Consider the following 25,858-nt stretch of genomic DNA (forward strand, 5'->3'; position numbering starts at 1 on the left):
ACGATACTGCCCGGCGGGTTCAGCCCCGCGGGCCGATCCTCTCCAGCGCCTCCGACAGCAGGCGCAGGGAGGCCAGCGCGTCCGCGGCGCCCTCCTCGCCGAGTTCGGCGACCAGCGCCTCGGCCAGCCGGCCGTGCGCCGGGTCGATCCGGCGCAGCGCGGCGATGCCCTCCCCGGTGGGGGCCAGGAGCTTGGCGCGGCTGTGCGCGGGGTTGGGCCGGTACTCGGCGAGCCCCTGCTCCACCAGCACGTCCGCGATGCGCTGCACGCTCTGCCGGGCGCTGCCGAGTTCGCGGGCGATGGCCGACACCGCCTTGGGCGCGTCGGTGACCGAGCCGAGCACCTGCCAGCGCGCGGCGGTCAGCCCCGCCGGTCTGGCCAGTTCCTCGGCCACCGACAGGAACTGGCCATTGAGGCGGAAGACGGTGAGGGCGGTCCCGCTGAGCAGTTCGGCGCTGCGGAGGTCGGGCCGCGCCATGGTCAGGCCCCCTCCATCAGAGCGAAGTAGGCGCCGGCGTCGTGCTGGGCGTGCAGCCGGTACCAGGCGTCCAGCGTCCGGGGCGTGAACAGGTCCAGCTGGGCGAAGATCTCGCGGGCGAACTCGATCGGCGCGGTGGAGCCCGCGGTGATCAGCCCGTCGTCGGTGACGGCCAGGGCGTTGCGGTACCTGGCCGCGCCGGTGTAGCCGGTGGCCAGCAGGTACTCGGGCGCGGAGCTGGTGTGGTCGCGGTAGTCGAGCAGGCCCTCGCGGGCCAGGCCGGCGGTGGCCCCGCAGATCGCCGCCACCGGGACCCCGGCGTCGAGGAAGATCCCGGCGGCCGAGGCGAGGGAGGTCATCGACTCCGGGTCGACGTCCCAGGAGGCCGCGCCCGGCAGGATCAGCATCGCGCTGCTGGACGGCTTGAGCTGGGTGAGCGTGAGGTCGGGCAGGACGGTGACGCCGCCCATGGTGGTCACCGGGGCGCCGCTGAGCCCGACGGTGACGACGTCGTAGCGGCCCGGGGTGCGCTGCCACTCGCCGCTGCGGATGGTGGAGACGGCGTGGCCGATCTCCCAGTCTGCGAGCCCCTCGTAGACGGCGAGGTGGACGGTCTTCCTGCTCTCGGTGTTCATGACAACATCCTGTCATCCTGACAGCATGCTGTCAAGAGAGTAGGGGTGTGGGAATCAGAGTTCACGTGCATTCGATCGGGTGTCCATTGCCGGTTTCCGGGCGGAGTGTTCCGCGGGGCGCCCTGCGCCTGAAGAGCATGGTGAACCATCTTCCGGGCCTTGTGCTTTTCCGGGCAGTGAGGAAATTCGGATAGGCCCCTCTCCCAAACGGGAGTACCTGATGTCTTCGCAGGTCGTTCGGGGTGTGGTGCGGGATTCGTCGTTATGTTCGGTCGCGCTTCGGGGGGCGTTCCGTCGGCGGGGGCGAGGGTCCGGATTTCGGTGGTTCGCGGGAAAAGTGGCGGAATGCGCGTTCGCGGCCCCGGGGTGCGCCCGCGAAGCGGAGTGTGACGGGGCTCACTCTCAGTCGGGAACGCCCGTGTCATCGGGGGTGCGGGTGACCCGCATCTCGCTCGGGTCACAGAAGCCCACGCGGGTGTTCACAGAAGCTCACAAATGGTACTACCATTTCGTCCGCCTGCCTCGAGGACAGGCCGAGGTCGCGATGTCCGGCGACCCCGCACCTCCGACTCCGCTCACCGGAAGGCTCCGCTGTGGAGAACTTCACCCCCGTCTACGGGACGGGTCCCCTCCTCGGGATCGCTGTCGGGGCCATCGCCCTGCTGCTCTTCCTGATCATCCGCCTGCGACTGCACGCCTTCATCGCGCTCGTCCTGGTCAGCCTGCTGACCGCGGTCGCTGCGGGGATCCCGGTCGCCGAGATCATGCCGACCCTCCTGGGCGGATTCGGCGGAACCCTCGCCAACGTCGCCCTGCTGGTCGGCCTCGGCGTCATGCTCGGCCGCATGCTGGAGGTCACCGGCGGCGCCGCCGTCCTGGCCGGGGCCCTCATCAGGGTCTTCGGCGAGAAGCGGGCGCCCCTGGCGCTGGGCGTCGCGTCGCTGCTCTTCGGCTTCCCGCTGTTCTTCGACGTCGGCCTCGTCGTCATGCTGCCGATCGTCTTCAGCGTCGCCCGCCGGGTCGGCGGCTCGGTCCTGACCTACACGCTGCCCACCGCGGGCGCCTTCGCGGTCATGCACGCCTTCGTGCCCCCGCACCCCGGACCGGTCACCGCCGCCGTCGAGGTCGGCGCGGACATGGGCCTGGTGCTGCTGATCGGCCTCCTGCTGGCCATCCCCACCTGGTACCTGTCCAGCTACCTGTTCGGCCTGTGGATCGGCAAGCGCGTCGTGATCCCGGTGCCCGACGACATCATGTCCGACGGCACCGTCAAGCACGAGAACCCGCCGCACCTGGCCACCGTCGTCGGCCTGCTGCTCCTGCCGATGCTGCTGATCTTCGCCAACACCGGCGTCACCACCCTCGTCTCCACCGAGACCGTCCCCGCGGACGCGCTGTGGGTGCAGGTCTGCCAGCTCGTCGGCCAGACCCCCGTCGCCCTGCTCATCACCGTGCTGGTCGCCATGCTCGTGCTCAGCCGGGGCCGGTTCACCCGCCAGGGCGTGGAGACGCTGGTCGGCGACTCCCTGGGCCCCGTCTGCGGCATCATCCTCATCACCGGCGCGGGCGGCATGTTCGGCATGGTCCTGCGCACCAGCGGCATCGGCGGCGCGCTCGCCGAGAGCCTGGACGCGATCGGGCTGCCGGTCATCGTGGCCGCGTTCGTGATCGCGCTCGCGCTGCGCGTCGCCCAGGGATCGGCCACCGTCGCCATCACCACGGCCGCCGGGCTCATCGCCCCCGCCGTGCAGGCGGCGGACGGGCTGTCGTCGATCGACCTGGCGCTGATCGTCATCGCCATCGCCTCCGGCGCCACCGCCCTGTCGCACGTCAACGACTCCGGGTTCTGGCTGGTCGGCCGGTTCCTGGGGATGGACGTCAAGACCACGCTCAAGACCTGGACCGTGATGGAGACCCTCATCGGCTTCATCGGGTTCGGCCTGGCCTTCGGGCTGAGCCTGGTGCTGTGACCCGGGGCGGCCCGGCTCAGACGGGGAGGTCGTCCTCGTCGTTCCGGGTCGGGTCGTCCTCCAGGGCCTCGACGACCTCGGTGACGATGGCGCGCATGGCGGCCTCGGCCACGTCGGGCAGGCCGTCGCGGATGGCCTGGGCGACCGCCTTGTGCAGCCGCAGCGCCTCGGGGCGCGGGTGGCGGGGCATCAGGTCGTAGGAGGTGCGTCCCACGAGGACCTCCGACACCACCTGCGACAGGCCCACCAGCATCTCGTTGCCCGACAGCTCCAGGATCTGCCGGTGGAAGGCGATGTCCAGCTCGAGGAAGGTGTCCAGGTCGCCGGCGCGGCCGGTGCGGACCATCTCGTCGGCGACCACCACCAGGTGGGCGCGGGCCTGGGCGTCGCCGCGCTGGGCGGCCAGGGCGGCGGCGCCGGGTTCGACCGCGGAGCGCAGCTCGTTGAGGGAGCGCAGCTGCTCCATGCGGCCGGAACCGGCCAGCCGCCAGCGGATCAGCTGCGGGTCGAAGATGTTCCAGTCCGGCATCGGGCGCACCCGGATGCCGGTACGGGGCCTGCTGACCACCAGCCGCATCGACTCCAGCACCCGCACCGCCTCGCGTGCCACGGTCCGCGACACGCCGAAGTCCACCTCCAGCCCCTGGAGGGTGAACGTGTGGCCGGTGGCGTACTCGCCCGCGGCGATGGCGGGCCCGAGGACCGCCAGCACCCGGTTGTGCAGCGTGCGGTGATCTGTGCCCATCGTTCTCCCTGTTTCGACCGGGGGGTCAGGCTGAAGCCTAGCCGGATTGATTGATATCACTATTGATGGTGGAACTTGCGGTCGTGCAGGTCCCCACGAGGAGAAACCATGCACTTCGTCTTCATGGGCGTGTCGGGCAGCGGCAAGACCACCGTCGCCGAGCGCGTGGCCCGCGAACTCGGGCTCCCCTTCGCGGAGGCCGACGCCTTCCACCCCCGCGCCAACATCGACAAGATGGCGGCCGGGACCCCCCTCACCGACGGGGACCGCTGGCCCTGGCTGCGCGAGCTCGCCGGGTGGATCGCCGCCCACGACGCGCTGGGCGAGTCGACCGTGATGGCCTGCTCCGCGCTCAAGAGGTCCTACCGCGACCTGCTGCGCGAGGGGGCGCCGGGGGTGCACTTCCTGCACATGAGCGGGCCGGAGGAGGTCATCTGGGAGCGGATCGCCGCCCGGACGGACCACTTCATGCCGCCCGCGCTGCTGCGCTCCCAGCTGGAGACCCTGGAGCCCCTGGAGCCGGACGAGGCGGGGCGCGAGTTCGACGTCCGGTCGGACCCCGACGTGCTGGTCCGGGAGGCGCTGGCGTACGTGGAAACGGTGCTGCAACCCTCCTGACCTGCCGTCTTGCGTTGAATTGGGGGAAGCGGGACCCTTTCGTCATGCAAGATTCCGTTTCGTCCCCCGCAGCCTCCCCTGTGCGGCCCCCGCTGGACGTGCGGCAGACGTGTGTCCTGATGTTCGTCGCCGCCCCCGTGTACGGCCTGCTGGGCTACCTGACCTGGTCGCTTTTCTCGGCCGACATCCCCCAGGAGGTGGTGGGCGACCTGTGGATCCTGCTGGTCCTCACGATCCTGGCGGGTGTCGCGTCGGCGGGCCTGGCGGTGCCGGTCCGCCGCGGGGACCACGCCCTGTGGCGCACCTCCCAGGCGGTGGCCCTGTTCGTGCTGGGCGTCCCGCTGTTCGCGCTGCACATCGCCTCGAAGCTCGCGGTGACGCCGCTGCTGCTCGGGGCCCTCCTCGCGGCGGTGGTGGCCATCGTCATCAACATCGCCCTGTGGACCACCGAGGTCCGCCGCTGGTGCTCCCCGCGGCGCGCCCGCAACACCGCGAGCGCCGAGGAGGTCGAGGCCATCGCCGCCGCGGTCGCCGGACCCCGCACCCCCTCCGCCGGCGCCCCCGAGCCCGCCGTGACCCCCGAGGGCACCGCCGCCCCGGTCGCCGCCGCCATGGCGTCCGTGGCCGCGGGCGCCTCCGTGCCCGTGGACGGGCCCGAGTCGGCGGTGAGCGCCGACGCGCCCGAGCCCGCTGTCGCCCCTGAGCCCGCCGAGGCCGCGGTGGACACCGACACGTCCGAGCCGGTCGATCCTCCTGAGGCCGTCGAGGTTCCCGAAGCCGCTTCTGTGCCCGCCGAGGAGTCCGAGGCGGTGGCGAGCGCCGGTGTGACCGAGACCGCCGTGGACGCCGATGCCGACGAGGCTTCTGAGACCGCTGTGTCCGTGGTCGCTGATGCCGCCGAGGCCGCGGCGGACACCGACACGCCTGAGCCGACCGTTACCCCTGGGCTTGCTGAGGACGGCTCCGAGGTCACCATGACCCCCGAGGACGCCGTCGCCCTGGTCTCCGCCGCTGTGGCGTTCGTGGACGAGTCCGAGTCGGCGGTGAGCACCGACGCGTCCGAGACGGCTGGTGCCCCCGAGTCCACCGAGGTCTCCGAGGCCGGTGTTCCTGGGCCCGTGGACACCCCTGCCCCCGCGGACGAGGAGGCGACCACGGACGCCGACGCGTCCGAGTCGGCTGATGTCCCTGAGCCCGTCGAGGCGGCCGGTGCCGAGGATGTCCCTGAGGCTGCCGTGGCATCCGGGGCCACCGATGCGTCCGGGACTGCGGACGATGCCGGAACCGCCGAGGTCTCCGCGACCACGGACGATGTCGAGGCGCCTGCGTCCGCCGAGGGCGCTGCCGTCGGGGCCGCGGACACCCCTGCCCCTGTGGACGAGGTGGCGTCCGCGACCACGGACGGCGCCGAGGCCACCGCGTCTGCCGGGTCCGAGGGGGCGGACGCGTCCCCGGAGGGCGACGGCGGGAAGGACGCCGAGCCGGCCGGGGGCGGCTCCGACAAGAAGAAGTAGACCGAGACCGACCGAAACGGGGGACCGGCGTGGCCGGTCCCCCGTTCTCGTGCGCCCGTTCCGCGGGGCGGCCGGGTCAGGAGCCCCCCGCGGGGTCAGTCCTCGTCGTCGGCGAGGGCGTGCAGGCGGGCGAGGTGGTCGCTGTCGTCGTCGCCGTGGCGTTCCACGTAGGCCTCGCGGGCCTCGTCGGCGATGTCGGCGCTCTCGTCCTCGAAGCCGTAGTCGCCGAGGTCGTCGAGCAGGTCGATGGCGCGGTGCAGCGGGTCGTCGTCATCGGGCTCCTCCGCGGGGAGGTGCTGTACGACGGCGGCGAGGAGGACCGCCCGGGCGTCGTCCACGGCGCTCTCCGAGCCCGCGGCGGCGGTCAGCCGGATCCGCGTGATGGGGTCGTCGTCCGCGGCGAGCATGAGCTGTTCGGCCAGCCAGGTGCTGTCCTGGCCTTCGAGGAACGCGGTCAGTGCCGCGTCGTCAAGGGGAGTGGTCACCCGGAAGATGATAGGCCCGCCCGCGCCCTGCCCGAGCTCACGACCCAAGTCCCGATATAGACAAAAGGCAGACAAAACAGTCATTCGCCCCATGATCCAATACCATGTTCCATCATTGTTTCCCAGACCCCGAAAAAGATGAATCCCGTGTTACCCCGGGATCATCCGCAGTTCTCTCAGGTCACTCCCGTAACGCCGGTATCGGAGTTTCGGTCCCGCCTGAACAAGGCGGTCAACAAAACACACCTATGGATCACGCCACAGATCTGAAACGGTTGTATTAATACCCGGACGTCTACCTTCCCCGCTGGTACGGGCCCGGTCTAGGGTCCTCTCAATCAACCCCCGGGCACAGGCGCCCACCCCCCACAGAGGTGGACATGTTCACGAAGACTTCCAGGAAACCGGCGGCCCTCCTGGCCGCGGCGGTGTCCGTGATGCTGTTGGCGACAGCGTGCGCGGAGAGTGAGCGGGACCCCGAAGGCGACTCCTCCGCGCCGTTCGTATTCGGATCCGCGGGCGACATCAAATCCCTCGACCCGTTCCTCGCGAGCGACGGGGAGACCTTCCGCTACAGCCGCCAGGTCTACGAGACCCTCCTCGAACACGAATCCGGCGGCAGCGAGATCGTGGGCGGCCTCGCCGAGACCTGGGAACAGTCCGAGGACGGCACCGAGTGGACGTTCCACCTCCGCGAGGGCGTCGTCTTCCACGACGGCGACGAGCTGACGGCCGAGGTCGTCTGCGCCAACTTCGACCGGTGGCACAACCTCTCCGGTGCCTGGCAGAGCTCCAACAACTCCTACTACTGGCAGGCCATCTTCGGCGGCTTCGCGGAGAACGAGGACGAGGGGCTGCCCGAGTCCCGCTACGTCTCCTGTGAGGCCACCGACGAGCTCACCGCCGTCATCACCATCTCGGAGTACTCCTCCATCTTCCCGGGCGGCTTCAGCCTCGCGGCGTTCGGCATCCTGAGCCCCACCAGCCTGGAGACCATCGCCGAGGCCGAGATCACCGGCGAGGAGGGCAGCTACACCCTGCCCGAGTACACCAGGGAGCCGGGCGCCATCGCGGGCACCGGCCCGTTCACGGCCGAGGCCTGGAACCGCGACCAGGCCGAGGTCACGCTCCAGCGCTTCGACGACTACTGGGGCGAGCCCGCCGGGTTCGAGACCATGATCCTGCGCGCCATCCCCGACGAGACGGCCCGCCGCCAGGCCCTGGAGGCCGGTGACATCCACGGCTACGACCTGGTCGCCCCGGCCGACGTCGAGCCCCTCACCGAGGCCGGCTTCCAGGTCCCGACCCGCGACGTCTTCAACGTCCTCTACCTGGCCTTCCAGCAGGAGACCAGCGAGGAGCTGGCCGACATCCGGGTCCGGCAGGCCCTGGCCCACGCCGTCGACCGCCAGCGCATCGTCGACACCATCCTCCCGGCCGGCGGCGAGGTGGCGACCCAGTTCCACCCGAACACCCTCGACGGCTGGTCGGAGAACGTCACCACCTACGACTACGACCCGGAGAAGGCCGAGGAGCTGCTGGCCGAGGCGGGCCAGGAGGACCTCACCCTCGACTTCTGCTACCCGACCGAGGTCACCCGCCCCTACATGCCCGCCCCGCGCGACATCTTCGACGTCATCAGCCAGGACCTCGAGAGCGTCGGCGTCACCGTCGAGCCGAAGTCCTTCGAGTGGACCGAGTACGTCCCCAACACCGACAGCGGCGAGTGCTCCCTGTACCTGCTGGGCTGGACCGGCGACTACAACGACGCCTACAACTTCCTGGGCACCTGGTTCTCCGTGAAGAACGACGCCTGGGGCATGGACGAGCCCGAGCTGTTCGACGCCATGGCCGAGGCCAGCTCCAACCCGGACACCGAGGAGCGCGTCGCCGCCTACCAGGGCCTGAACGAGCAGATCATGGAGATCCTGCCGGGCCTGCCCATCTCCAGCTCCCCGCCGTCCATCGTGTTCGCGGAGAACGTGAACCCGCCGAACGTCAGCCCGCTCACCCAGGAGGACTTCTCGGAGGGTTCCTGGAAGGAGTGACCCGCACGGCCCCGTGACCCGGGGCCTCGGAAGACCGCCTCCCGCACCGCGGGAGGGGGAGGCCCGGCCGATCCGTCCCCCGGTCGGCCGGGCCCCGTCCATGTCGACCCCGCCCCCGCCAGGGCGGGGGAAGCCTCACCCTCCACTGGCGAAAGGCGGCGAAGTGCTGCGTTTCATCGTCAGGCGTACTCTGCAACTGATCCCGACCCTGGGCGGTCTGTCGATCCTGTTGTTCATCTGGCTCCAACGCCTACCCGGCGGGCCCGAGTACGCCCTCCTCCCCGACGACGCGACCGACGAGCAGCGGGCCCAGCTGCGTCGCGCCCTCGGTCTGGACGAACCCCTCACCGTCCAGTACGTGCGGTTCCTGCGCAACATCCTCCAGGGGGACCTGGGGACCTCCCTGCAGACCGGGCAACCGGTCATGGAGGAGTTCTTCACCCGTTTCCCGGCCACGTTCGAGCTGTCGGTCACCGCGATCCTCATCGCGGTCGCCGTCGGCATCCCGCTCGGCTACCTGGCCGCCCGCCGCCGCGGCGGGATCCTCGACTTCGCCGCCGTCGGCGGCTCCCTGCTCGGCATCTGCACGCCGGTGTTCTTCCTCGCCTTCATCCTGAAGGTGGTCTTCGCCGAACGCCTGGGCCTGTTCCCGTCGGCGTTCCGGCTCTCCCCGGGGCTGAGCCGCACCGACCTGAGCGGGTTCGTCATCCTCGACGGCCTGCGCACGGGCGAACTCGACGTCGTGTGGGACGCCCTGATGCACCTGGTGCTCCCGGGCCTGGCGCTGGCCTCCATCCCGCTGGCCGTCATCGTCCGGATGACCCGGGCCAGCGTCCTGGAGGTCCTGGACGAGGACTACGTGCGCACCGCCAACGCCAAGGGCCTGTACCGCCGGACGGTCCGCGGCCGCCACGTGCTGCGCAACGCGATGCTGCCGGTGGTCACCGCCATCGGCCTGCTCACGGGCAGCCTGTTCGCCGGCGCGGTCCTCACCGAGAGCGTGTTCGCGTTCCCCGGCGTCGGCTCGTTCGTGTACGCGGCGACCCAGACCCGCGACTACCCGGTCCTGACCGGGTTCATCCTGCTCATCGCCACCATGTACGTGCTGATCAACCTGCTGGTGGACATCTCCTACAGCCTCCTCGACCCGAGAGTGCGGGCCCAGTGATGCCGACGACACCCAACGCGCAGAACCCGTCGGACGACCCGGGGACCCCGGACACCGGCCCCGCCCGCCAGGACGGGGGTGGCACCTCCCTGCTCACCCGCAAGGCCGACAGGATCGACCGGCTCGCGGAGCTCATGGGCCCCCGCGACGACGGCTCCGGCGGCGCGGGCATCTGGCGCACCGCGTTCCGCCGCCTGCGCCGCAGCCCCATGGCGATCTCCGGCGCGGTCATCGTCGCCGTTTTCGTCCTCATCGCCCTGTTCGCCCCGCTCATCGCCCCCTACTCGGCCACCGCGCAGACCTGGGGCGGGGAGGTCTTCCCCAACCAGAACATCTTCGTCGGCCCGCGGGCCGAGAACTGGCTGGGCCTGGACAACCTGGGCCGCGACCAGTTCTCCCGCATGGTGATCGGCGCCCGCCAGACCCTCCTGGTCGGCGTCGTGGCGACCCTGGTCGGATTCGGCGTCGGGGCCCTGATCGGCGGCACCGCCGGCGCCGCGGCCACCCTGGGCGGGCGCTGGGGCCGGGTCGTCGACAACGTCATCATGCGCGTCATCGACATGATGCTGGCGCTGCCCACCCTGCTGCTGGCGGTCACCGTGGCGGCCCTGATCGGGGCCAGCCTCACCACAGTCATGCTCGCGGTCGGCATCGCCCAGGTGCCGGTCTTCGCCCGCCTGCTGCGCGGCGCGATGATCGCCCAGGGCAACCGCGACTACGTGCTCGCCGCCCGGGCGCTGGGGGTGCGCACCCACAAGATCGCCCTCACGCACATCCTGCCCAACTCCCTGGGGCCGGTCATCGTGCAGTCCACGCTCACCCTGGCCACCGCCATCATCGACGCGGCGGCCCTGTCCTACCTGGGCCTGGGCAACCCCGACCCGTCCTTCCCCGAGTGGGGGACGATGCTCGCCGACGCGCAGCGGTTCCTCTCCAGCGCTCCCCAGCTGGCCGTCTACCCGGCGCTGGCCATCATCGTCACCGCGCTGGGCTTCACCCTGCTCGGTGAGGCGATGCGCGAGGCCCTCGACCCGAAGCTGAGGAAGTAAGCATGGGTTCCAGCACACCGCTGCTCGCGGTCGAAGAACTGTCCGTCGTGTTCGGCGGCCGCGGCTCCGACGAGGTCCGGGCCGTGGACGGGGTCTCCTTCACCCTGGAGGAGGGCCGGGTCACCGGCCTGGTGGGGGAGTCCGGCTGCGGCAAGAGCGTCACCTCGCTGGCCCTGATGGGCCTGCTGCCCTCCCGCGGCGTGCGGGTCGGCGGCTCCGCCGTCCTGCGCACCGGCGACACCGGGGTCGACCTGCTCGGGCTGTCCCCCGCGCGGATGCGCGACCTGCGCGGCTCACAGCTGGCGATGATCTTCCAGGACCCGCTCAGCTCCCTGAACCCGGTGGTCCCCATCGGCCGCCAGGTCACCGAGATCCTCACCCGGCACCGGGGCCTGCGCGGATCGGCCGCCGAGAAGGAGGCCGCCGACCTGCTGTACCGGGTGGGCATCCCCGACCCCAAGAGGCGCCTCAAGGAGTACCCGCACCAGCTCTCCGGCGGCATGCGCCAGCGGGCCCTCATCGCCATGGCGGTGGCCTGCCGCCCCCGGGTGATGATCGCCGACGAGCCCACCACCGCGCTGGACGTCACCATCCAGGCCCAGATCCTCGAACTCCTCAAGGACCTGGTCACCGAGGAGGGCACCGCCCTGCTCATGATCACCCACGACCTGGGCGTGGTGGCGGGCCTGTGCGACGACATCAACGTCCTGTACGCGGGGCGCGCGGTGGAGACCGCCCCCCGCGCGCCCCTGTTCGCCGACCCCACCCACCCCTACACGGTGGGCCTGCTCGGGTCGATCCCCCGGCTCGACGCCCCGCGCGGCGAACCGCTCACCCCGATCCGCGGGTCGGTCAACGACAACATCGCCTGGTCCGACGGGTGCGCGTTCGCTCCCCGCTGCGACCACTACACCCTGGACTGCCTCCAGGGGCCGCCGGAGCTGGTCGTCTCGGGCGCCGACGGCGCCCACGCGCACCGCTGCGTCAACCCCGTCCGGCACGCCGACGTGGTGGACCGGGCCGTTCTGGAGAGCCCGTCCGTGGTGGGCGACGAGGAGGAGAGCGCATGAGCCTGTTGCGGATCGAGGACCTCAAGGTCCACTTCCCGATCAGACGGGGCGTCGTGTTCGACCGCACCGTCGGCCACGTGTACGCGGTGGACGGCGTCAGCCTGAGCATCGAACGCGGCAGCACCTACGGCCTGGTGGGCGAGTCCGGCTGCGGCAAGACCACCCTGGGCCGGGCGGTGCTGCGCCTGGTCGACATCACCTCCGGCTCCGTCGTCCACGACGGCCGCGACCTGGCCACGCTGGGCGGCGAGGAGATGCGCCGCGAGCGCCGCAACCTCCAGATGGTCTTCCAGGACCCGCTGGGCAGCCTCAACCCCCGGCAGAACATCGGCTCCATCCTCATGGAGGGGCTGGAGACCCACGGCATCGGCGGCCCCTCCGCGGAGGAGGCCGCGTCGATGAGCGCCGCGGAGCGCAGGGAGGCCACGCGGGCCGACCGGCGGAAGCGGGTCGTGGGGGCGCTGGAGCGCGTCGGGCTGTCCTCCAAGGCGCTGGACCGGTACCCGCACGAGTTCTCCGGCGGCCAGCGCCAGCGCATCGGCATCGCCCGCGCCCTGGTGCTGGAGCCCGACCTCATCATCTGCGACGAACCCGTGTCGGCGCTGGACGTGTCCATCCAGGCACAGGTCCTCAACCTGCTGGAGGAGCTCCAGGAGGAGCTGGGCCTGACCTACCTCGTCATCGCCCACGACCTGGCGGTGGTCCGCCACGTCAGCGACACGGTGGGCGTGATGTACCTGGGGGCCCTGGTGGAGGAGGCGCCCAGCGACGACCTCTACGAGACGCCGCTGCACCCCTACACCCGGGCGCTGATGTCCGCGGTGCCCGTCCCCGACCCCACGGTGGAGGACACCCGCGAGCGCATCCTCCTGGCGGGCGACCTGCCCTCGCCCGCGGACCCGCCCCCCGGCTGCCGGTTCCACACCCGCTGCCCCTGGCGGCAGGAGGAGCTGTGCGACACGGAGCGCCCGGAGCTGCGGCCGATCAACGGCGGCGCGCACCGGGTGGCCTGCCACCACGCGGAGAGGATCCTGTCGGGGGAGATCCTGCCGAGCGAGGAGCGCGCCGAGCGCATCGTGCACGGCTCCGCGGGATGACCCCGGGCCGGCGGCGGGCGGGGAGAGCGCGCCCGCCGCCGGACCCGGTCCGCCCCCGCCCGCGGATCCCTCCCGCGGGCGGGATTTCCGGACGTGCGTGCCGCCCGGGGGTTTCGGTCAGGGATGCCGGTGCGACTTCGTGACCAGGGTCGAGGGGTTTCCAACCGGACGATTGGCTATATTCGGCTTGTCCCGTATCTCCGGTATCCCCGCCTACCGGAAGCATCTCTGTCCCCAGGAGACCCTCTTGTCCCCCGACTTCCGTCCGGGTGCCCGCGCGCCCCGTGTCATCGCCGTCTCCGCGCTCGCCGCGGGCCTGGCCTTCGGGGCCGCCGCCCCGGCCTTCGCGTCCGCGCCCTTCGCCCCGCCCGGCGACAACGGCACCGTCAAGATCCACTCCCCGCAGACCCCGGAGGAGGACGACCGGAACGAGCCCAAGGTCTGCGAGTTCCAGGTCGTGGGCCACGGGTTCGACCCCGCCCAGGAGGTCACCTGGGAGATCCTCACCCAGGGCGGCAAGCCCTCCGAGCGCGAGGTCGTCCTGTCGGGCGGGCTCGAACTGGACGGGGAGGGCGCGGGGAGCACCGAACTGCTCACCCTCGACGACGGCCACTACCGTCTGGAGTGGACCTTCGAGGGCCAGCAGAGCAACGCCGCCAAGCACAAGGTCTTCAAGGTCGAGTGCTCCGAGGAGGAGCCCTCCCCGGAGCCCTCCCCGTCGCCCGGCGGCGAGCCCTCCACCCCGCCGGAGAGCCCCGAGCCCACCGACCCGCCCACGGTCGAGCCCACCGACCCCGCGACCCCGGTGGACCCGACCGAACCGGAGACCCCCGTGGACCCGACCGAACCCGCCACCCCCGGCCCGTCGGACGAGCCCACCGCCCCCGCCGGGGAGGAGCCGAGCCTGCCCCTGACCGGCTCCGCCATCGCCGGGCTCGTCGCCGCCGGCGCGGCCGCGGCCGCCGGCGGCGGTGCCGCGATCTACTTCGGCCGCAAGCGCAGGCTCCAGTAGGGGTCCGGGCCCGAGGAGCGCAGGGGTGCGCCGCGAACGTGGCGCACCCCTCGCCCCCCTCCCGCTTCGCCGGCCCCCGACCGGGTAGGGGCCGGATGTGACCCCTCCCCGGCGGCGGGGTCCCGCCGCTCCGGCGGGGGCAGGCCCGCCCGCCGGACCCGTATCCGCCAGGAGAGCGCGATGGCAGTGTTCCTGTACGACGACGACTGCGGTTTCTGCAAGCGCATGGTCGCGCTGGCGCGGGACCGGCTGGGCGCGCGCACGGAGTTCGCGGCCTGGCAGGACACCGACCTCGACGCCCTCGGCCTCACCCCCGAGCAGACCTCCGAGGCCGCCTGGGTGGTCCACCCCGACGGGCGCCGCTTCAGCGGCGGCGACGCGGTCGCCGAGGTGCTGCTGTCCTCCCGGCCCCTGCTGCGGCCCGTCGGCCGCCTGATGCGGCTGCCGCTGCTGCGCTCGGCCAACCGCCTCGCCTACCGGTGGGTGGCCGCCAACCGCTACCGCCTGCCCGGCGGCACCGCCTCCTGCGCGCTGCCCCGCCCCTAGGCTGTGCTTTTTGAACCTCCGCTGCGCTTCGGCCCGCCCGTCGCCCGCCACCGCCCTCAACGGATGGCCTACGGCCACAGGCTTTCCTCGAGGACGTCTCCTCCGGGCCTCCAGGACCCCACCGGGCGCCTCACGAAACCCCAGGAAGCACCGGAGAGCGTTCAAGAACAGGCGCTAGGCGACGGCCTCGCGCAGTGCGCGGCAGACGTCCAGCAGCCGCCCGCGCAGCACCGCGCCGCGCTCGGCGAACCCCTCCTGGCGGCGCATGTACTCGGCCTTGCCCTCGGCAGTCTCGATCCGCACCGGCGCGTACCCCCACTCCCGCAGGTCGTAGGGGGAGGCCCGCATGTCCAGTTCCCGGATCTCCCGGGACAGCTCGAAGCAGTCCACCACCAGCTCCGACGGCACCGCCGGGGACAGCTTGTACGCCCACTTGTACAGGTCCATGTTGGCGTGCAGGCAGCCCGGCTGGTCCAGCTCGGCCTGCGTCTCCCGGGTCGGCCGGAGCGTGTTGAGCGGCCGGGCCGGCTCGGTGAAGAACCGGAACGCGTCGAAGTGCGAGCACCGGATCCGGTGCGACTCCACCACCCGGTCGGTCCCCTCGGCCCCCAGCCGCAGCGGCACCTGCCCGTGCCGCACCTCCCGGGTGCGGTACACCATCGCCCACTCGTGCAGCCCGAAGCACCCCAGGTGGGCGTCCCGGGAGGCGACCGCCGACAGCAGCCCCTCCACGAAGCCGACCACCGGCCGGGCCGCCAGGAACGCGGCCGCGTCCAGGCCCACCCCCTCGGGGACGGCCGCCGCGAACCGCTCCGACAGCCGCTCGCGCGCGCCCTCCCCGGCCAGCACCGTGCCCACCCCGGGGTCCCAGCGCCGCAGCCGGGAGGGCTTGAGGTTGTAGTAGGTGAACAGGAAGTCCTCCACCGGGTGGCGCTCGCCCGCACGGCGGCGCCGCAGGTGGTCGGCGGTCAGCGCGTCCACCCGCTCCTCGTGGCGGCGGGCGCGCTCGCGCCACGCGTCCTCCGCCAGTACCTCCACGGCCCGCACGGCCCCGGTGTCCGTTCCCATCACGGGCCCCAGGGTACGCGGCGGTCAGTTGGACTGCTGCACGGGCAGATGGCGCCCGAGGTACCCGATGTACACCCGGTTGGTGGTCCCGGGCCCCAGGTCGGGGAAGAAGTACAGCCGCGGGCAGATCCCGTACTCGATGTCGAGCTTGATGTGCGCGTACATCGGCACCCGCCCGGCGGGGTGCACGTCCTCCGGCACCCGGAAGAACCGCTTCTCGTTGAGCTTGCCCCGGTTGCGGACGTGGTCCGACTCCTGCGACGCCAACCGCTTGACCGGGATCACCCGGTACCCGTCGGGGTTCTCCTTGAGGTACGAGTGGAACCCCAGCCCCCGGTCGGGGTTGTCGAACTGGTAGCGGGCGTAGTCGTTGAGGGCGATCAGGGCCTCCCAGGCCCGGGTCACCCACAGGGACTCCTTGCGGCTGTCGGACAGCTCGTAGACCGTCTGGTCCTCGATGGTGAAGTACAGGTGCGGCAGCGCGGTGTCGTCGGTGATCCGCTCCAGCAGCTCGGACACGCTGCGCGGCGGGCGCAGGGCCGGGTCGCGCGGTGCGGGGGCGGCGGCCAGCCGGAACAGCCCGGCCTCGCGGGCCTGCTCGCGCAGCCACCGCACCTCGTAGCGGGCGCCGCGCAGCCGCCCGCGCTCCTCGTCCAGCTCCTCGGCCAGGTCGGCGGTCTCGGCCAGCAGCTGGCGGCGCTCCTCGGCCAGCTCGCCGATCCGCTCGCCCTGCCGGGTGACCTCCTCCTTGAGGCGCTGCACCTGGAGCTCCAGGGCCTTGACCTCCTGGGCGGCCGCCAGGTCCGCGGCCTGTCCGGACTCGCCCGCCGGATGCGCCCCGGCGACGCCCGGGGAGACGCCGGTCTCGGGGGAGGGAGCGCGGCGCAGGTCCTCGGTCTCCTCGTCCAGGAGGGCGTCCACCGCGCGCAGGGGGCCGGGCAGGTCGATGTCCAGGGCGTTCTCGCGCACCCGCCGGGACAGCGCCGCGCCCACCCAGTTGCGGATGCGCTCCCCGTCGCGGGCGGTGTCCAGGGTGCTCGGGCTCATCCGGGGGTGCCGGGAGGGGTCGCCCCCCGTCCCGGGTAAGAAGGTCCGCACCCCGCCGGAGGGGATGTCCATCCCCTCCGGGAGCAGGTGCACGATCCGCTCCTGGGCGGCGGAGTCCAGCACGTACACCGACCCCATCCCGGTGCACCGGGACAGGGCGGCGGCCATCGCGGTGCGCCAGTCCGCGACGGTGACGTCGCCGGGGGCGCCGGTCGCCAGCACCGCGAGTCTTCGCTCCGGGTCGCGGATCGCGGACACCAGCGCGTCCATCAGCGTGTCGTCGCGGCCGCGCACGATCACCGGCACCGGGGGGATCCGGTGCCCGCCGTCGTGCGCGGGCAGGGCGTCCAGCAGCATCCGCGCGGCCTCGGGCGGCATGATGTCGAGCCGGGGCTGCTCGGAGGCGCCCGCGGTGTCCACCGCCATGTCCAGCCACAGGTACCGCCACGGTGCCAGCTCCGGGTCCACGACGACGGTGACGACCGTCCGCCACACCCCGTCGGGCTTGTCGGACTCGGTGGTCAGCCGCAGGAAGGACAGGCCCTCCTCGGGGTTGTCGTGCCGCACGACCAGGGCCCGGGAGCGGTTGCTCAGTTCGTAGCGCCCCGAGGCGGTGAAGTCCACCCGCGCTCCGGAGTTCCCCCGTTTGCTCAGCCACCGGGACAGCACGGCCGACGCGGTGGCGATGGGGTCCCCCTGGTCCTCCGGGACCGCGATGAGCGTGCGGTAGACAAGCGGCAATGGGCACTCCCGGGCTTCCGTCGTCGGCGGCGGACCCGAGGACCCGACCCGAACGAGCCGGTAGGGCCCTCATCACCACTGTGTACGAAAGAGCACCCCGGCGCCAGTCGGGCGACCGGAGGTGGTCTTCACGGGGTCCCGTCGCCCAGGGTGTACCCGTCCTCGGTCCAGGGAATCTCGGCGTCGTCGATGTGCACGTGCCACCGGGCGCCGGGCAGGGCGCGGCGCATCCTGCCCAGGGCGTCCAGGTAGTGGCGCAGCTGGGCGAAGAGGGGCTCGAACCCGCAGGCGGGCGGCGGCACCTTGCTGGACCCGGCCAGCACCTGCGCCCCGTGGAGGTGCTCCTCGGAGTAGAGGAACAGCCCCTCGAAGACCTCCGCGGGCGACCGGTACTCCTCGGGCATCTCGCCCGAGGCGTGCCAGGCCGGGAACAGCTCCAGGGCCTCCTCCCGCAGGGCCTCCTCCCCTTCGGAGGCCAGGCGCGCGATCGTCGCGCGCTCGTCCCCGGTCAGCGGGGTGTCGCGTTCGGCGCTGTAGTAGAGGGAGACTCCCATGGGCCGGCCTTCCTTCGGGTGCGGGTGTGCGCGGTGTGTCCTGTGGGACGACCCTAGAAGAGGGGGCCGACATGCTCCATTGCGGCCAATCCGCGGCGTCCGCCTGGCAAGTCTGGACAAGGCGGGGGCGGGGTCCGGGTACTAGCGTCCCTTCCATGTCCACGCACCCGTTCTGGCTGGCCGGCACCGCCGCGACCGGCGACAGCGAACTCACCGTCGTCAACCCCTACACCGGCGAGGTCGCGGGCCGCGTCTCCGTGCCCACCGCCGACCAGGTCGAGCAGGCCGTCGCCGCCGCGCACGCCGCGGCCGCCCAGGCCGCCGCCCTGCCCGCGCACGCCAAGGCCGCCGCCCTCGACCACATCTCGCGCCGCATCGGCGAGCGCGCCGAGGAGATCGCGCAGACGATCACCGCGGAGAGCGGCAAGCCGATCAAGTGGTCCCGCGTCGAGGCCGCCCGCGCCGTGTCCGTGTTCCGCTGGGCCGCCGAGGAGGCCCGCCGCGACAGCGGCGAGCTCCAGCGCCTGGACACCGACGCCGGCGGCACCGGCCGGATGGCCCTGGTCCGCCGGGTCCCGCACGGCCCGGTGCTCGGGATCTCGCCGTTCAACTTCCCGCTGAACCTGGTCGCCCACAAGATCGCTCCGGCGATCGCCGTCGGCGCCCCCATCATCCTCAAGCCGGCCCCGGCCACCCCGATGACCGCGCTGCTGCTGGGCGAGATCATCGCCGAGACCGACCTGCCCGCGGGCACCGTGTCGGTGCTGCCGATGCCCAACGACCTGGCCGGCCGCCTCATCGACGACGCCCGGCTCCCGGTCATCTCGTTCACCGGCGGCGCGTTCGGCTGGGAGATCCAGAAGCGGGCCCCGCACAAGCACGTCACCCTGGAGCTGGGCGGCAACGCCGCGGCCGTGGTGCTCGACGACGCCGACCTGGACTGGGCGTCCTCGCGCGTCGCCCTGTTCGGCAACAACCAGGCGGGCCAGGTCTGCATCGGCGTGCAGCGGGTCGTCGTCACCGGCGCCGTGTACGACGAGTTCGTGTCGCGCCTGGTCGAGAAAGTGGAGGCGCTGGGCACCGGCGACCCCGCCGACGAGGGCACCGACGTGGGCCCGCTGGTGGACGAGGCCGCCGCGGTCCGCGTCCAGGAGTGGGTGGAGGAGGCCGTGGCGGGCGGCGCGAAGCTGCTCACCGGCGGCACCCGCGACGGCGTGACCGTCGCGCCGACGGTGCTGGCCGACGCCCCCGCCGACAGCCGCGTGATGCGCCAGGAGGTGTTCGGCCCGGTGCTGGTGCTCCAGCGGGTCGCCGACACCGACGCCGCCTTCGCCGCGGTCAACGACAGCGACTTCGGCCTCCAGGCGGGTGTGTTCACCCGCGACCTGCCGACCGCGTTCCGGGCCCACCGGGAGCTGGAGGTGGGCGGCGTGATCATCGGCGACGTGCCGACCTTCCGCGCCGACCAGATGCCCTACGGCGGCGTCAAGGGTTCGGGCGTGGGCCGCGAGGGCGTGCGCGCGGCCATGACGGACCTGACCTACGAGCGTGTCATGGTGCTCACCGGCATCAGCCTGTGAGCCGCCGCCGACGGCTCCCGCTCACTGCCGGGCGGGGGCCGTCGGCGTACGGGGACCGCGGCCGCGGTCCGTCCGTACCGGGGGCGGCGCCGGCGCCTACGCCCCGGACGCGTGCTCGTACAGCCTGCGGGCCTCCTCGCCGAACCGCGGCCCGTACTGGGTCCGCCGGTCGTCGGCGTACTTGAAGCTCACCACCGAGGACACCGTCCCCACCCCCGTGGCGGGGTCGAAGCCGGTCAGCCACGGCCCGCCGCTGGAGCCCTGGGTCATCCCGCAGCGCATCCCGTTGGCGGTGGTCCCGCCGGTGTCGGCGCGGGTGCGGCCGGAGCAGTAGTGCAGCTCCCGGCCGTTGTACGGGGAGGCCGCCGGGTACCCGAACGAGTACACCTGCACCCCGTTGCGCACCCGCGTGTCCGTCCAGGTGTCGAACGCGATCCGCTGGGAGCCGACCCGGTCCTGCACGGTCCTGCCGTCGGCGGTGTTCACCACCGCGACCGCGAGGTCGTAGCTGTCGTCGGCCCGCTTGGACCACTCCGGCGACACCAGCAGGTCGCGGGCGGTGTAGCGGCCGTAGGGCGAGGACCCGTCGTCGAAGCCGGGCACGAACGTCCAGTTGCGCGCCCAGGAGCCGGTCCCGTCCTTGGCACAGTGCCCGGCGGTGACGACGGTGCTCCCGTTGGGGGCGTCCACCACCGAGGCCGAACAGGTGAAGTCGCGCCCGTCCATGGTCAGGAACACCTTGCCGGTGGTGCGCACGACCCGGCCCCCGGCCGTCCACCTCTCCCCGGTGCTGTCGTCGCGCGGGGCCGCCTGGTGCTCGGCCTCGGGGCGGGGGACCACCCCCTGCGCGCCGGACAGGGTCCGGTCGAGCAGCTCGGTGATGGGGCGGGCGGCGGCCATGCGCTCGGGGGTCCAGTAGGACAGCACGGCCCGCTGTTGGTCCTCGGTGACCGCCGCGCTCTGCCGCACCACCCCGTCGGCCTCGGAGAGGGCGGTGTGCGCCTCCTGGAGGCGTTCGGGGACGGTTCCGGCCTGTGCGGGGTCGGGCATCCGGTCGGCGTAGACGAGGCCGCCGACGGAGAGGGCCGCCGCGGCGAGGGCGGCCAGGAGCTTGTGCGCGGTGGACGAGGTCATGGACCGCATCTTTGCACACATGAAGTAATCGCATGACTACTTTGAGTTTGTGTCCGGGGTTTTTCGGGAAAGCGCGGACGGCCGCCTCCGACACGGGGGCCGTATCGGAGGCGGCCCGGGCGGTCGCGCCGTGCCGCGGGAGTGGTGCGGCGCGCCGCCGGCCGGGTGGCCCGCTTTCCGGTCACGCGCCCGGCGGGGTTCGCGTCGGTGCCGTTTCGGCGACGCGGGCCCCGCCGGAGCGGTCCGGGGCCGGTGTCCGGGGTCAGGAGAAGGGGATGGTCACCCGGGTGGGCTCGGCCTCGGGGGAGGACACCGTCACCCGGTTCCCGATCGTGCTCTCGCTGTCGTAGCGCAGGTCGCGGGTGTCCACCACGACGGACAGCCGGTGCCCGGCGGGCACGTCCCACACCACCGGCGCCAGCTCGGTCGTCACCGTCACCGGTGTGCCCGGGCTCGCGTCGCGCAGCGTGTAGGGGGCGTGCGAGAGCAGGGCGCCCCGGCCGCCGGCGTCGATCGCGTACAGGTACACGAACACCGACTGCGTGCTCGCGGTGGGCGTGAACGTGAACGTCGCCTCCGGGGTGCCCGCCACCCGGGCGCCGTCCGGGTAGGCCGGGCTCGTCCACACCCCGGCCCGGTAGCGGTCCACGGTGGGCAGCAGCACCCCCGTGGGCACGTCGAAGAACTGCTGGAGGGCGCCGCTCAGCATCACGGTCCCGCTCTCCGCGGTGGTGCCGATCCCGGTGCGCACCCGGTAGTCCCACCCCGTGTCGGGGTCGGCGCCCATGGCGCCGCTGTTCTGCCAGCGGGCCCAGTCCGTGCTGGGCTCGCCCAGGTAGAAGGTCTGCTCGCCGCCGGTCACCGACTCCCAGTCCGGGTACGAGGTCCAGGTCCCGCGCCCGTTGTTGGGCTTGACCATCACGGGGTCGGCGGTGTCCACGCCGTTGTCCTCGCCCTTGAGGTGGTGGTCGAACCAGTCGCCGACCCCCGCCCAGATCTCGTCGGGCAGCCCGGCCGCGCCGAAGATCTCCTGGGTGGCGTGGTCGCCGGGGGCGATCATGAGCCGCTTGGGGCCGGTCAGCTCACCGTAGAAGTCGGTGATGTGTCCGACCGGGAACATGCCGTCGTTCCAGCCGTGGGCCATCATCACGGCGGTGCCGTTGGCGTTGAGCCGGTCGACCTTGGTGGCGGCCGACCGGTCGGGGGCCATGTCCAGGGCGGGCCGGATGTCCCCGCGCCGGTAGGCGCGCTCCACGTTCTGGAGGGTCTCGCCCTTGCGGCCGGTCAGCGCGGCGGCGCCCAGCAGCAGCTCGGCGGACTGCACGTCGACCGTCTCGTTGGGGTAGAGCGACTCCCGGAGGTCGGCCCAGCCGCTGAGCGAGGCCACCGCCTTGATCCGGTCGTCCTCGGCCGCGGTGAGCAGGCTGATGCCGCCGCCGTAGGAGATCCCGGCCATGCCGATGCGCTCGGGGTCGGAGTCGGTGTTCTCCAGGGCCCAGTCGATGACCGCGCTGGCGTCGGCCCGGTCCTCGGGGCCGGCCACCTCGATGGCGCCGCCGGAGTCCCAGAAGCCGCGCGAGGAGTAGGTGACGACCTGGTAGCCGGACTCCTGGGCGAGCCGGGCCCCCGCGCCGACGTACAGCAGGTGCGGGGTGGCCCAGGCGGACGGCATGACCAGCAGGGGGTGCGGGCCCTCGACGCCGGTGGGCGTGATGACCTTGGCCTTGATCTCGGTGCCGTCGTGGCTGGTGATGGTCACGTAGCGGATCTCGGAGCCGATCGCCGCGGCGGCCGGTGCCGGGGTCAGCAGGACCGCGGCCAGTACGGCCGCCGCGAGCCCGGACAGCAGCCGGACGAGGGCGGGGCGGCGGAGCGGGGGAGAGGGACGCGGGGTCTGGGAAGGCATGTGTCGGGAACCTCGGGGGAGCAGGGACGGGAGGTTTCCGATGGGTCGTCGCGCCGCCGAGGCCATCGGGGGGTGCCGGCCGGGGGAGGCCGACGCGTAGGGGACCGCGCAGGGGGACGGGGGCAGGGAGATGGGGGGAAGGGTGACGGGGGTCGCAAGTGACTGTGAGGTAACTTACCCACCGGTTAAGTTAAGACAGCGGACGCCGCTTGTAAAGCCCGCGTGACACCGGGCTCCCCGCCGACCCGCGGGTCGGCTCCCGCGTCCGGTCCCGCGGACCTGACAGTTCGTCCACAGGCCCCGGCGGCGGTGCCCCGCTTGGGCGACAATGGGGACGTGCGACAAGAACAGCAGCGAACCGTAGTCCTCCTCGGCTCCACCGGCTCGATCGGCACCCAGGCCCTGGACCTCGTCCACCGCAACCCCGACCGCTTCCGCGTCGTCGGCCTGGCCGCCGGGGGCGGCCGGGTGGACCTGCTCGCCAAGCAGGCCGCCGAGTTCGGCGTCCCATGGGTGGCCGTCGCCGACCCCGCCAAGGCGGACGAACTGCGCCGCGCCCTGGCCGGGCACGGCTCCACCGCCACCGTGCTCGCCGGCCCCGAGGGCGTCGCCGAGCTCGCCGCCGAGCCCTGCGACACCGTCCTCAACGGCATCACCGGCGCCCTGGGCCTGGAGTCCACGCTGGCCGCGCTGCGCGCCGGGAGCACCCTGGCGCTGGCCAACAAGGAGTCCCTCATCATCGGAGGGCCGCTGGTCCGCGACCTGGCCCGGCCCGGCCAGATCGTCCCGGTCGACTCCGAGCACTTCGCCATCGCCCAGTGCTTCCCCCACCTGCCCGACGAGGAGCTGCGCAGCCTCGCCCAGGGGCACGTGGCCGCCCGCCGCGACGAGGTGCGCCGCCTGGTCGTCACCGCCAGCGGCGGCCCCTTCCGCGGCCGCCGCCGCGAGGAGCTGGAGGGCGTCACCCCCGCCGAGGCGCTCGCCCACCCCACCTGGAGCATGGGCCCGGTCATCACCGTCAACTCCGCGACCCTGGTCAACAAGGGCCTGGAGGTGATCGAGGCCAACCTGCTGTTCGACATCCCCTTCGACCGCATCGACGTCGTCGTGCACCCGCAGTCGATCGTCCACTCGATGGTCGAGTACGTGGACGGGTCCACCATCGCCAAGGCCAGCCCGCCCAGCATGATGATCCCCATCGCCTACGGCATGAGCGCCCCCGACCGCGTCCCCGACGCCGCGCCCGGCATGGACTGGACCAGGGCCCAGAGCTGGACCTTCGAGCCCCTGGACCACGAGGCCTTCCCCGCCGTCCGGCTGGCCTGCGAGGTCGGCGAGGCGGGCGGCACCGCCCCGGCCGTGTACAACGCCGCCAACGAGGAGGCCGTCGACGCCTTCCTCGCTGGAAACCTCGCGTTTCCGGCGATCCTGGACACCGTCGCGCGGGTAGTCTCTGAGCATCAGCGAACGGAACGCCCCGGTGAGGCGTCCCAGCGACCAGGGGGCCTCACCCTCGACGACGTGTACGCCGCTGACGGATGGGCCCGTACCCGAGCGCGCGAACTGGTCGCACGCCGGGCCTGACACCGGTGTAGGGAGAGATGCATGGTCCTGCTGCTGACCGTGGTCGGGATCGTCCTGTTCGTTCTGGGGCTGCTGTTCTCGATCGCCTGGCACGAACTCGGCCACCTGGGCACCGCCAAGCTGTTCGGCATCAAGTGCACCGAGTACATGGTCGGGTTCGGCAAGACCCTGTGGTCGTTCCGCCGCGGTGAGACCGAGTACGGGGTCAAGGCCGTCCCCCTGGGCGGCTACGTCCGCATGGTCGGGATGATGCCGCCGGCGCGGAAGACCGCCGACGACAGCGGCCGCAAGCTCTCCCGCTGGCGCGCCATGGCGGAGGACGCCCGCGAGGCCTCCTACGTCGAGCTGGGGCCGCAGGACCAGGACCGGCAGTTCTACCAGCGCGCGCCCTGGAAGCGCCTCATCGTCATGTTCGCCGGGCCCGGGATGAACGTCGTCCTGGCGGCCATCCTGCTCGGCGTCCTCTTCATGGGCATCGGTGTCCCGCAGCAGACCACCCAGATCGCGGTGGTCAACGAGTGCGTGGTCTCCGCCGAGGCCGAGAGCCGGGTCGACTCCTGCGAGGGGCTGCCGCCCACCCCCGCCAACGAGGCGGGCCTGCGGCCCGGCGACGTCATCGTCGAGGTCGACGGACGGCCCACCCCGGAGTGGAACGACGCCAACCAGCTCATCCGCTCCTCCCTGGGTCCCACCGAGATCGTGGTGGAGCGCGACGGGGAGCGGCTCCCGCTCACCGTCGACATCATCGAGAACGAGCTCCCGGCCCGCGACGCCGAGGGCGAGTTCATCTACGAGACCGACGCCGACGGCGACGAGATCACCGACGAGCAGGGCTTCCCCGTCTACAAGATGGAGACGGTCGGGTTCCTGGGCATCATCTTCGCCACCGAGCGCGCCCCGCTCACCCTCGCCGAGTCGGCCGGGGAGATGGGCAACATGATGATCGGCGTCGGCGAGGCGCTCATCGCGCTGCCGTCGAAGATCCCCGGGGTGTTCGCCGCCGCCTTCCTGGGCGAGGAGCGCACCGCGGACTCGCCGGTGGGCATCGTCGGCATCTCCCGCATCGGCGGCGAGATCATGGCCCAGGGGCTGCCCATCGCCGACACAGCCTCGATCATGATCCAGATCCTGGCGGGCGTGAACCTCTTCCTGTTCGCCTTCAACATGCTCCCGATCCTGCCGCTGGACGGCGGGCACATGGCGGGGGCGATCTGGGAGTGGATCAAGCGCGGCTGGGCCAGGCTCACCCGCAGGCCGGAACCGGCCCCGGTGGACGTGGCCATGCTGACACCGGTCGCCTACATCGTGGTGGCCTGTTTCCTGGCGTTCAGCGTGGTGCTGCTGATCGCCGACCTGTTCAACCCGGTCCGCCTGTTCGGCTGACCGGGCCCGGACCGGCCGCGGACCGCGGCCGGCCCGGGCGCCCGCCGCGCGCATCCGGGCGGGGTCCGGCCGCCTTCGGCCGGACCCCGCCCGGTCTGCGGGGATCCGCCCCGATACGTGGGTTCCGTGTGATGCGAGGCACCCCCCGGGGTGCGGGTAACCTGGGTGCGCGATCCGGGAACGGCGGCACGTCCCGCACGGCCGCCCCGCACAGGCGTCGATTCCCCGGTCGTGGCTCCGCGCAGCGCGCCGGGCGCCTTCTCTGTGAACCGGACGAAATTCCAAGTGCCGCCCCTCCCTCCGGCGGCAGACGAGGTGAATCAAGCGTGACGACCGTCGATCTCGGCATTCCCGCCACCCCGCCGCGCCCGCTGGCGACCCGGCGCAAGACCCGGCAGATCATGGTCGGCAACGTCCCCGTGGGCG

22 protein-coding genes are annotated in these 25,858 nt (G+C 72.5%); 13 read left to right on the forward strand and 9 right to left on the reverse strand.

The annotated features are described in order from the left end of the window. Positions 1–19: 19 nt before the first annotated feature. Positions 20–478 (reverse strand): MarR family transcriptional regulator, encoded by a 459-nt coding sequence (locus ABZ249_RS04250; protein WP_355256997.1) that lies wholly within the window; start codon positions 476–478, stop codon positions 20–22. Positions 479–480: 2 nt separating this feature from the next. Beyond that, the gene (locus ABZ249_RS04255; RefSeq protein WP_220565185.1) at positions 481–1,113 is read right to left on the reverse strand and encodes a DJ-1/PfpI family protein; all 633 of its coding nucleotides are present in this window, start codon (positions 1,111–1,113) and stop codon (positions 481–483) included. A gap of 593 nt (positions 1,114–1,706) precedes the next feature. Here ABZ249_RS04255 and ABZ249_RS04260 point away from each other — a divergent pair. Next, positions 1,707–3,083: a GntP family permease gene (locus ABZ249_RS04260; protein WP_355257001.1), complete on the forward strand. Its 1,377-nt coding sequence runs from the start codon at positions 1,707–1,709 to the stop codon at positions 3,081–3,083. A gap of 16 nt (positions 3,084–3,099) precedes the next feature. Here ABZ249_RS04260 and ABZ249_RS04265 read toward each other — a convergent pair whose 3' ends face one another. Further along, entirely contained in the window at positions 3,100–3,828 is a 729-nt protein-coding gene (locus ABZ249_RS04265) for an FCD domain-containing protein (protein ID WP_220565189.1), read from the reverse strand. Positions 3,829–3,936: 108 nt separating this feature from the next. Between ABZ249_RS04265 and ABZ249_RS04270 the strand changes: the two genes are divergently transcribed. Both ABZ249_RS04270 and ABZ249_RS04275 read left to right on the forward strand, forming a co-directional pair. After that, complete coding sequence (locus tag ABZ249_RS04270; RefSeq protein WP_355257005.1) at positions 3,937–4,446, forward strand: gluconokinase; 510 nt, start codon at positions 3,937–3,939, stop codon at positions 4,444–4,446. A 44-nt stretch (positions 4,447–4,490) separates the two neighbouring features. Beyond that, on the forward strand, positions 4,491–5,960 hold the full coding sequence (locus tag ABZ249_RS04275) for a hypothetical protein (RefSeq protein WP_355257008.1): 1,470 nt from the start codon (positions 4,491–4,493) through the stop codon (positions 5,958–5,960). 95 nt (positions 5,961–6,055) lie between these two features. Here the strand turns inward: ABZ249_RS04275 and ABZ249_RS04280 are convergent, their stop codons facing one another. Next, positions 6,056–6,445 (reverse strand): hypothetical protein, encoded by a 390-nt coding sequence (locus ABZ249_RS04280; RefSeq protein WP_355257011.1) that lies wholly within the window; start codon positions 6,443–6,445, stop codon positions 6,056–6,058. Between the two features lie 380 nt (positions 6,446–6,825). Between ABZ249_RS04280 and ABZ249_RS04285 the strand changes: the two genes are divergently transcribed. The 7 genes from ABZ249_RS04285 to ABZ249_RS04315 all read left to right on the forward strand — a co-directional run bounded on the left by ABZ249_RS04285 (position 6,826) and on the right by ABZ249_RS04315 (position 14,435). Beyond that, positions 6,826–8,493, forward strand: coding sequence for an ABC transporter substrate-binding protein (locus ABZ249_RS04285; RefSeq protein ID WP_355257014.1), 1,668 nt, complete (start codon positions 6,826–6,828; stop codon positions 8,491–8,493). Positions 8,494–8,656: 163 nt separating this feature from the next. Then, on the forward strand, positions 8,657–9,661 hold the full coding sequence (locus tag ABZ249_RS04290) for an ABC transporter permease (protein WP_220565197.1): 1,005 nt from the start codon (positions 8,657–8,659) through the stop codon (positions 9,659–9,661). Next, positions 9,661–10,710, forward strand: coding sequence for an ABC transporter permease (locus tag ABZ249_RS04295; protein ID WP_355257018.1), 1,050 nt, complete (start codon positions 9,661–9,663; stop codon positions 10,708–10,710). Before ABZ249_RS04290 ends, ABZ249_RS04295 begins: the two co-directional genes overlap by 1 nt. Before the next feature lie 2 nt (positions 10,711–10,712). Then, positions 10,713–11,780, forward strand: coding sequence for an ABC transporter ATP-binding protein (locus ABZ249_RS04300; protein ID WP_355257021.1), 1,068 nt, complete (start codon positions 10,713–10,715; stop codon positions 11,778–11,780). Then, positions 11,777–12,877: an oligopeptide/dipeptide ABC transporter ATP-binding protein gene (locus tag ABZ249_RS04305; RefSeq protein ID WP_355257024.1), complete on the forward strand. Its 1,101-nt coding sequence runs from the start codon at positions 11,777–11,779 to the stop codon at positions 12,875–12,877. Before ABZ249_RS04300 ends, ABZ249_RS04305 begins: the two co-directional genes overlap by 4 nt. 247 nt (positions 12,878–13,124) lie before the next feature. Next, positions 13,125–13,889: an LPXTG cell wall anchor domain-containing protein gene (locus ABZ249_RS04310; RefSeq protein WP_355257027.1), complete on the forward strand. Its 765-nt coding sequence runs from the start codon at positions 13,125–13,127 to the stop codon at positions 13,887–13,889. Positions 13,890–14,069: 180 nt separating this feature from the next. Further along, positions 14,070–14,435 carry a DUF393 domain-containing protein gene (locus tag ABZ249_RS04315; RefSeq protein ID WP_220565203.1) on the forward strand — a complete coding sequence of 122 codons (366 nt, stop codon included), beginning with the start codon at positions 14,070–14,072 and terminating at the stop codon, positions 14,433–14,435. A gap of 174 nt (positions 14,436–14,609) precedes the next feature. Here ABZ249_RS04315 and ABZ249_RS04320 read toward each other — a convergent pair whose 3' ends face one another. From ABZ249_RS04320 to ABZ249_RS04330, 3 genes are all read right to left on the reverse strand, one after another. Beyond that, a complete protein-coding gene (locus tag ABZ249_RS04320; RefSeq protein ID WP_355257030.1) occupies positions 14,610–15,503 on the reverse strand; it encodes a 3-methyladenine DNA glycosylase in 894 nt (297 codons plus the stop codon). Between the two features lie 24 nt (positions 15,504–15,527). Further along, complete coding sequence (locus ABZ249_RS04325; protein WP_220565206.1) at positions 15,528–17,291, reverse strand: hypothetical protein; 1,764 nt, start codon at positions 17,289–17,291, stop codon at positions 15,528–15,530. Positions 17,292–17,419: 128 nt separating this feature from the next. Further along, positions 17,420–17,845, reverse strand: a complete 426-nt coding sequence (locus ABZ249_RS04330; RefSeq protein WP_220565945.1) for a hypothetical protein — start codon at positions 17,843–17,845, stop codon at positions 17,420–17,422. A gap of 155 nt (positions 17,846–18,000) precedes the next feature. Here ABZ249_RS04330 and ABZ249_RS04335 point away from each other — a divergent pair, with 155 nt between their 5' ends. Continuing rightward, entirely contained in the window at positions 18,001–19,425 is a 1,425-nt protein-coding gene (locus ABZ249_RS04335) for an aldehyde dehydrogenase family protein (protein WP_355257034.1), read from the forward strand. 96 nt (positions 19,426–19,521) lie between these two features. Here the strand turns inward: ABZ249_RS04335 and ABZ249_RS04340 are convergent, their stop codons facing one another. Next, the gene (locus ABZ249_RS04340) at positions 19,522–20,559 is read right to left on the reverse strand and encodes a trypsin-like serine protease (protein WP_355257037.1); all 1,038 of its coding nucleotides are present in this window, start codon (positions 20,557–20,559) and stop codon (positions 19,522–19,524) included. Between the two features lie 262 nt (positions 20,560–20,821). Then, complete coding sequence (locus ABZ249_RS04345; protein ID WP_355257040.1) at positions 20,822–22,465, reverse strand: alpha/beta fold hydrolase; 1,644 nt, start codon at positions 22,463–22,465, stop codon at positions 20,822–20,824. Positions 22,466–22,801: 336 nt separating this feature from the next. On the opposite strand from ABZ249_RS04345, the gene dxr reads away from it, so the two are divergent. Both dxr and ABZ249_RS04355 read left to right on the forward strand, forming a co-directional pair. After that, the gene (gene dxr, locus ABZ249_RS04350; protein ID WP_355257043.1) at positions 22,802–24,049 is read left to right on the forward strand and encodes a 1-deoxy-D-xylulose-5-phosphate reductoisomerase; all 1,248 of its coding nucleotides are present in this window, start codon (positions 22,802–22,804) and stop codon (positions 24,047–24,049) included. A gap of 21 nt (positions 24,050–24,070) precedes the next feature. Beyond that, a complete protein-coding gene (locus ABZ249_RS04355; protein WP_355257046.1) occupies positions 24,071–25,432 on the forward strand; it encodes a site-2 protease family protein in 1,362 nt (453 codons plus the stop codon). The last annotated feature ends 426 nt before the right edge of the window (positions 25,433–25,858 follow it).

This window comes from Nocardiopsis sp. NPDC006139 (assembly GCF_040614155.1).
Lineage (GTDB): Bacteria > Actinomycetota > Actinomycetes > Streptosporangiales > Streptosporangiaceae > Nocardiopsis > Nocardiopsis changdeensis.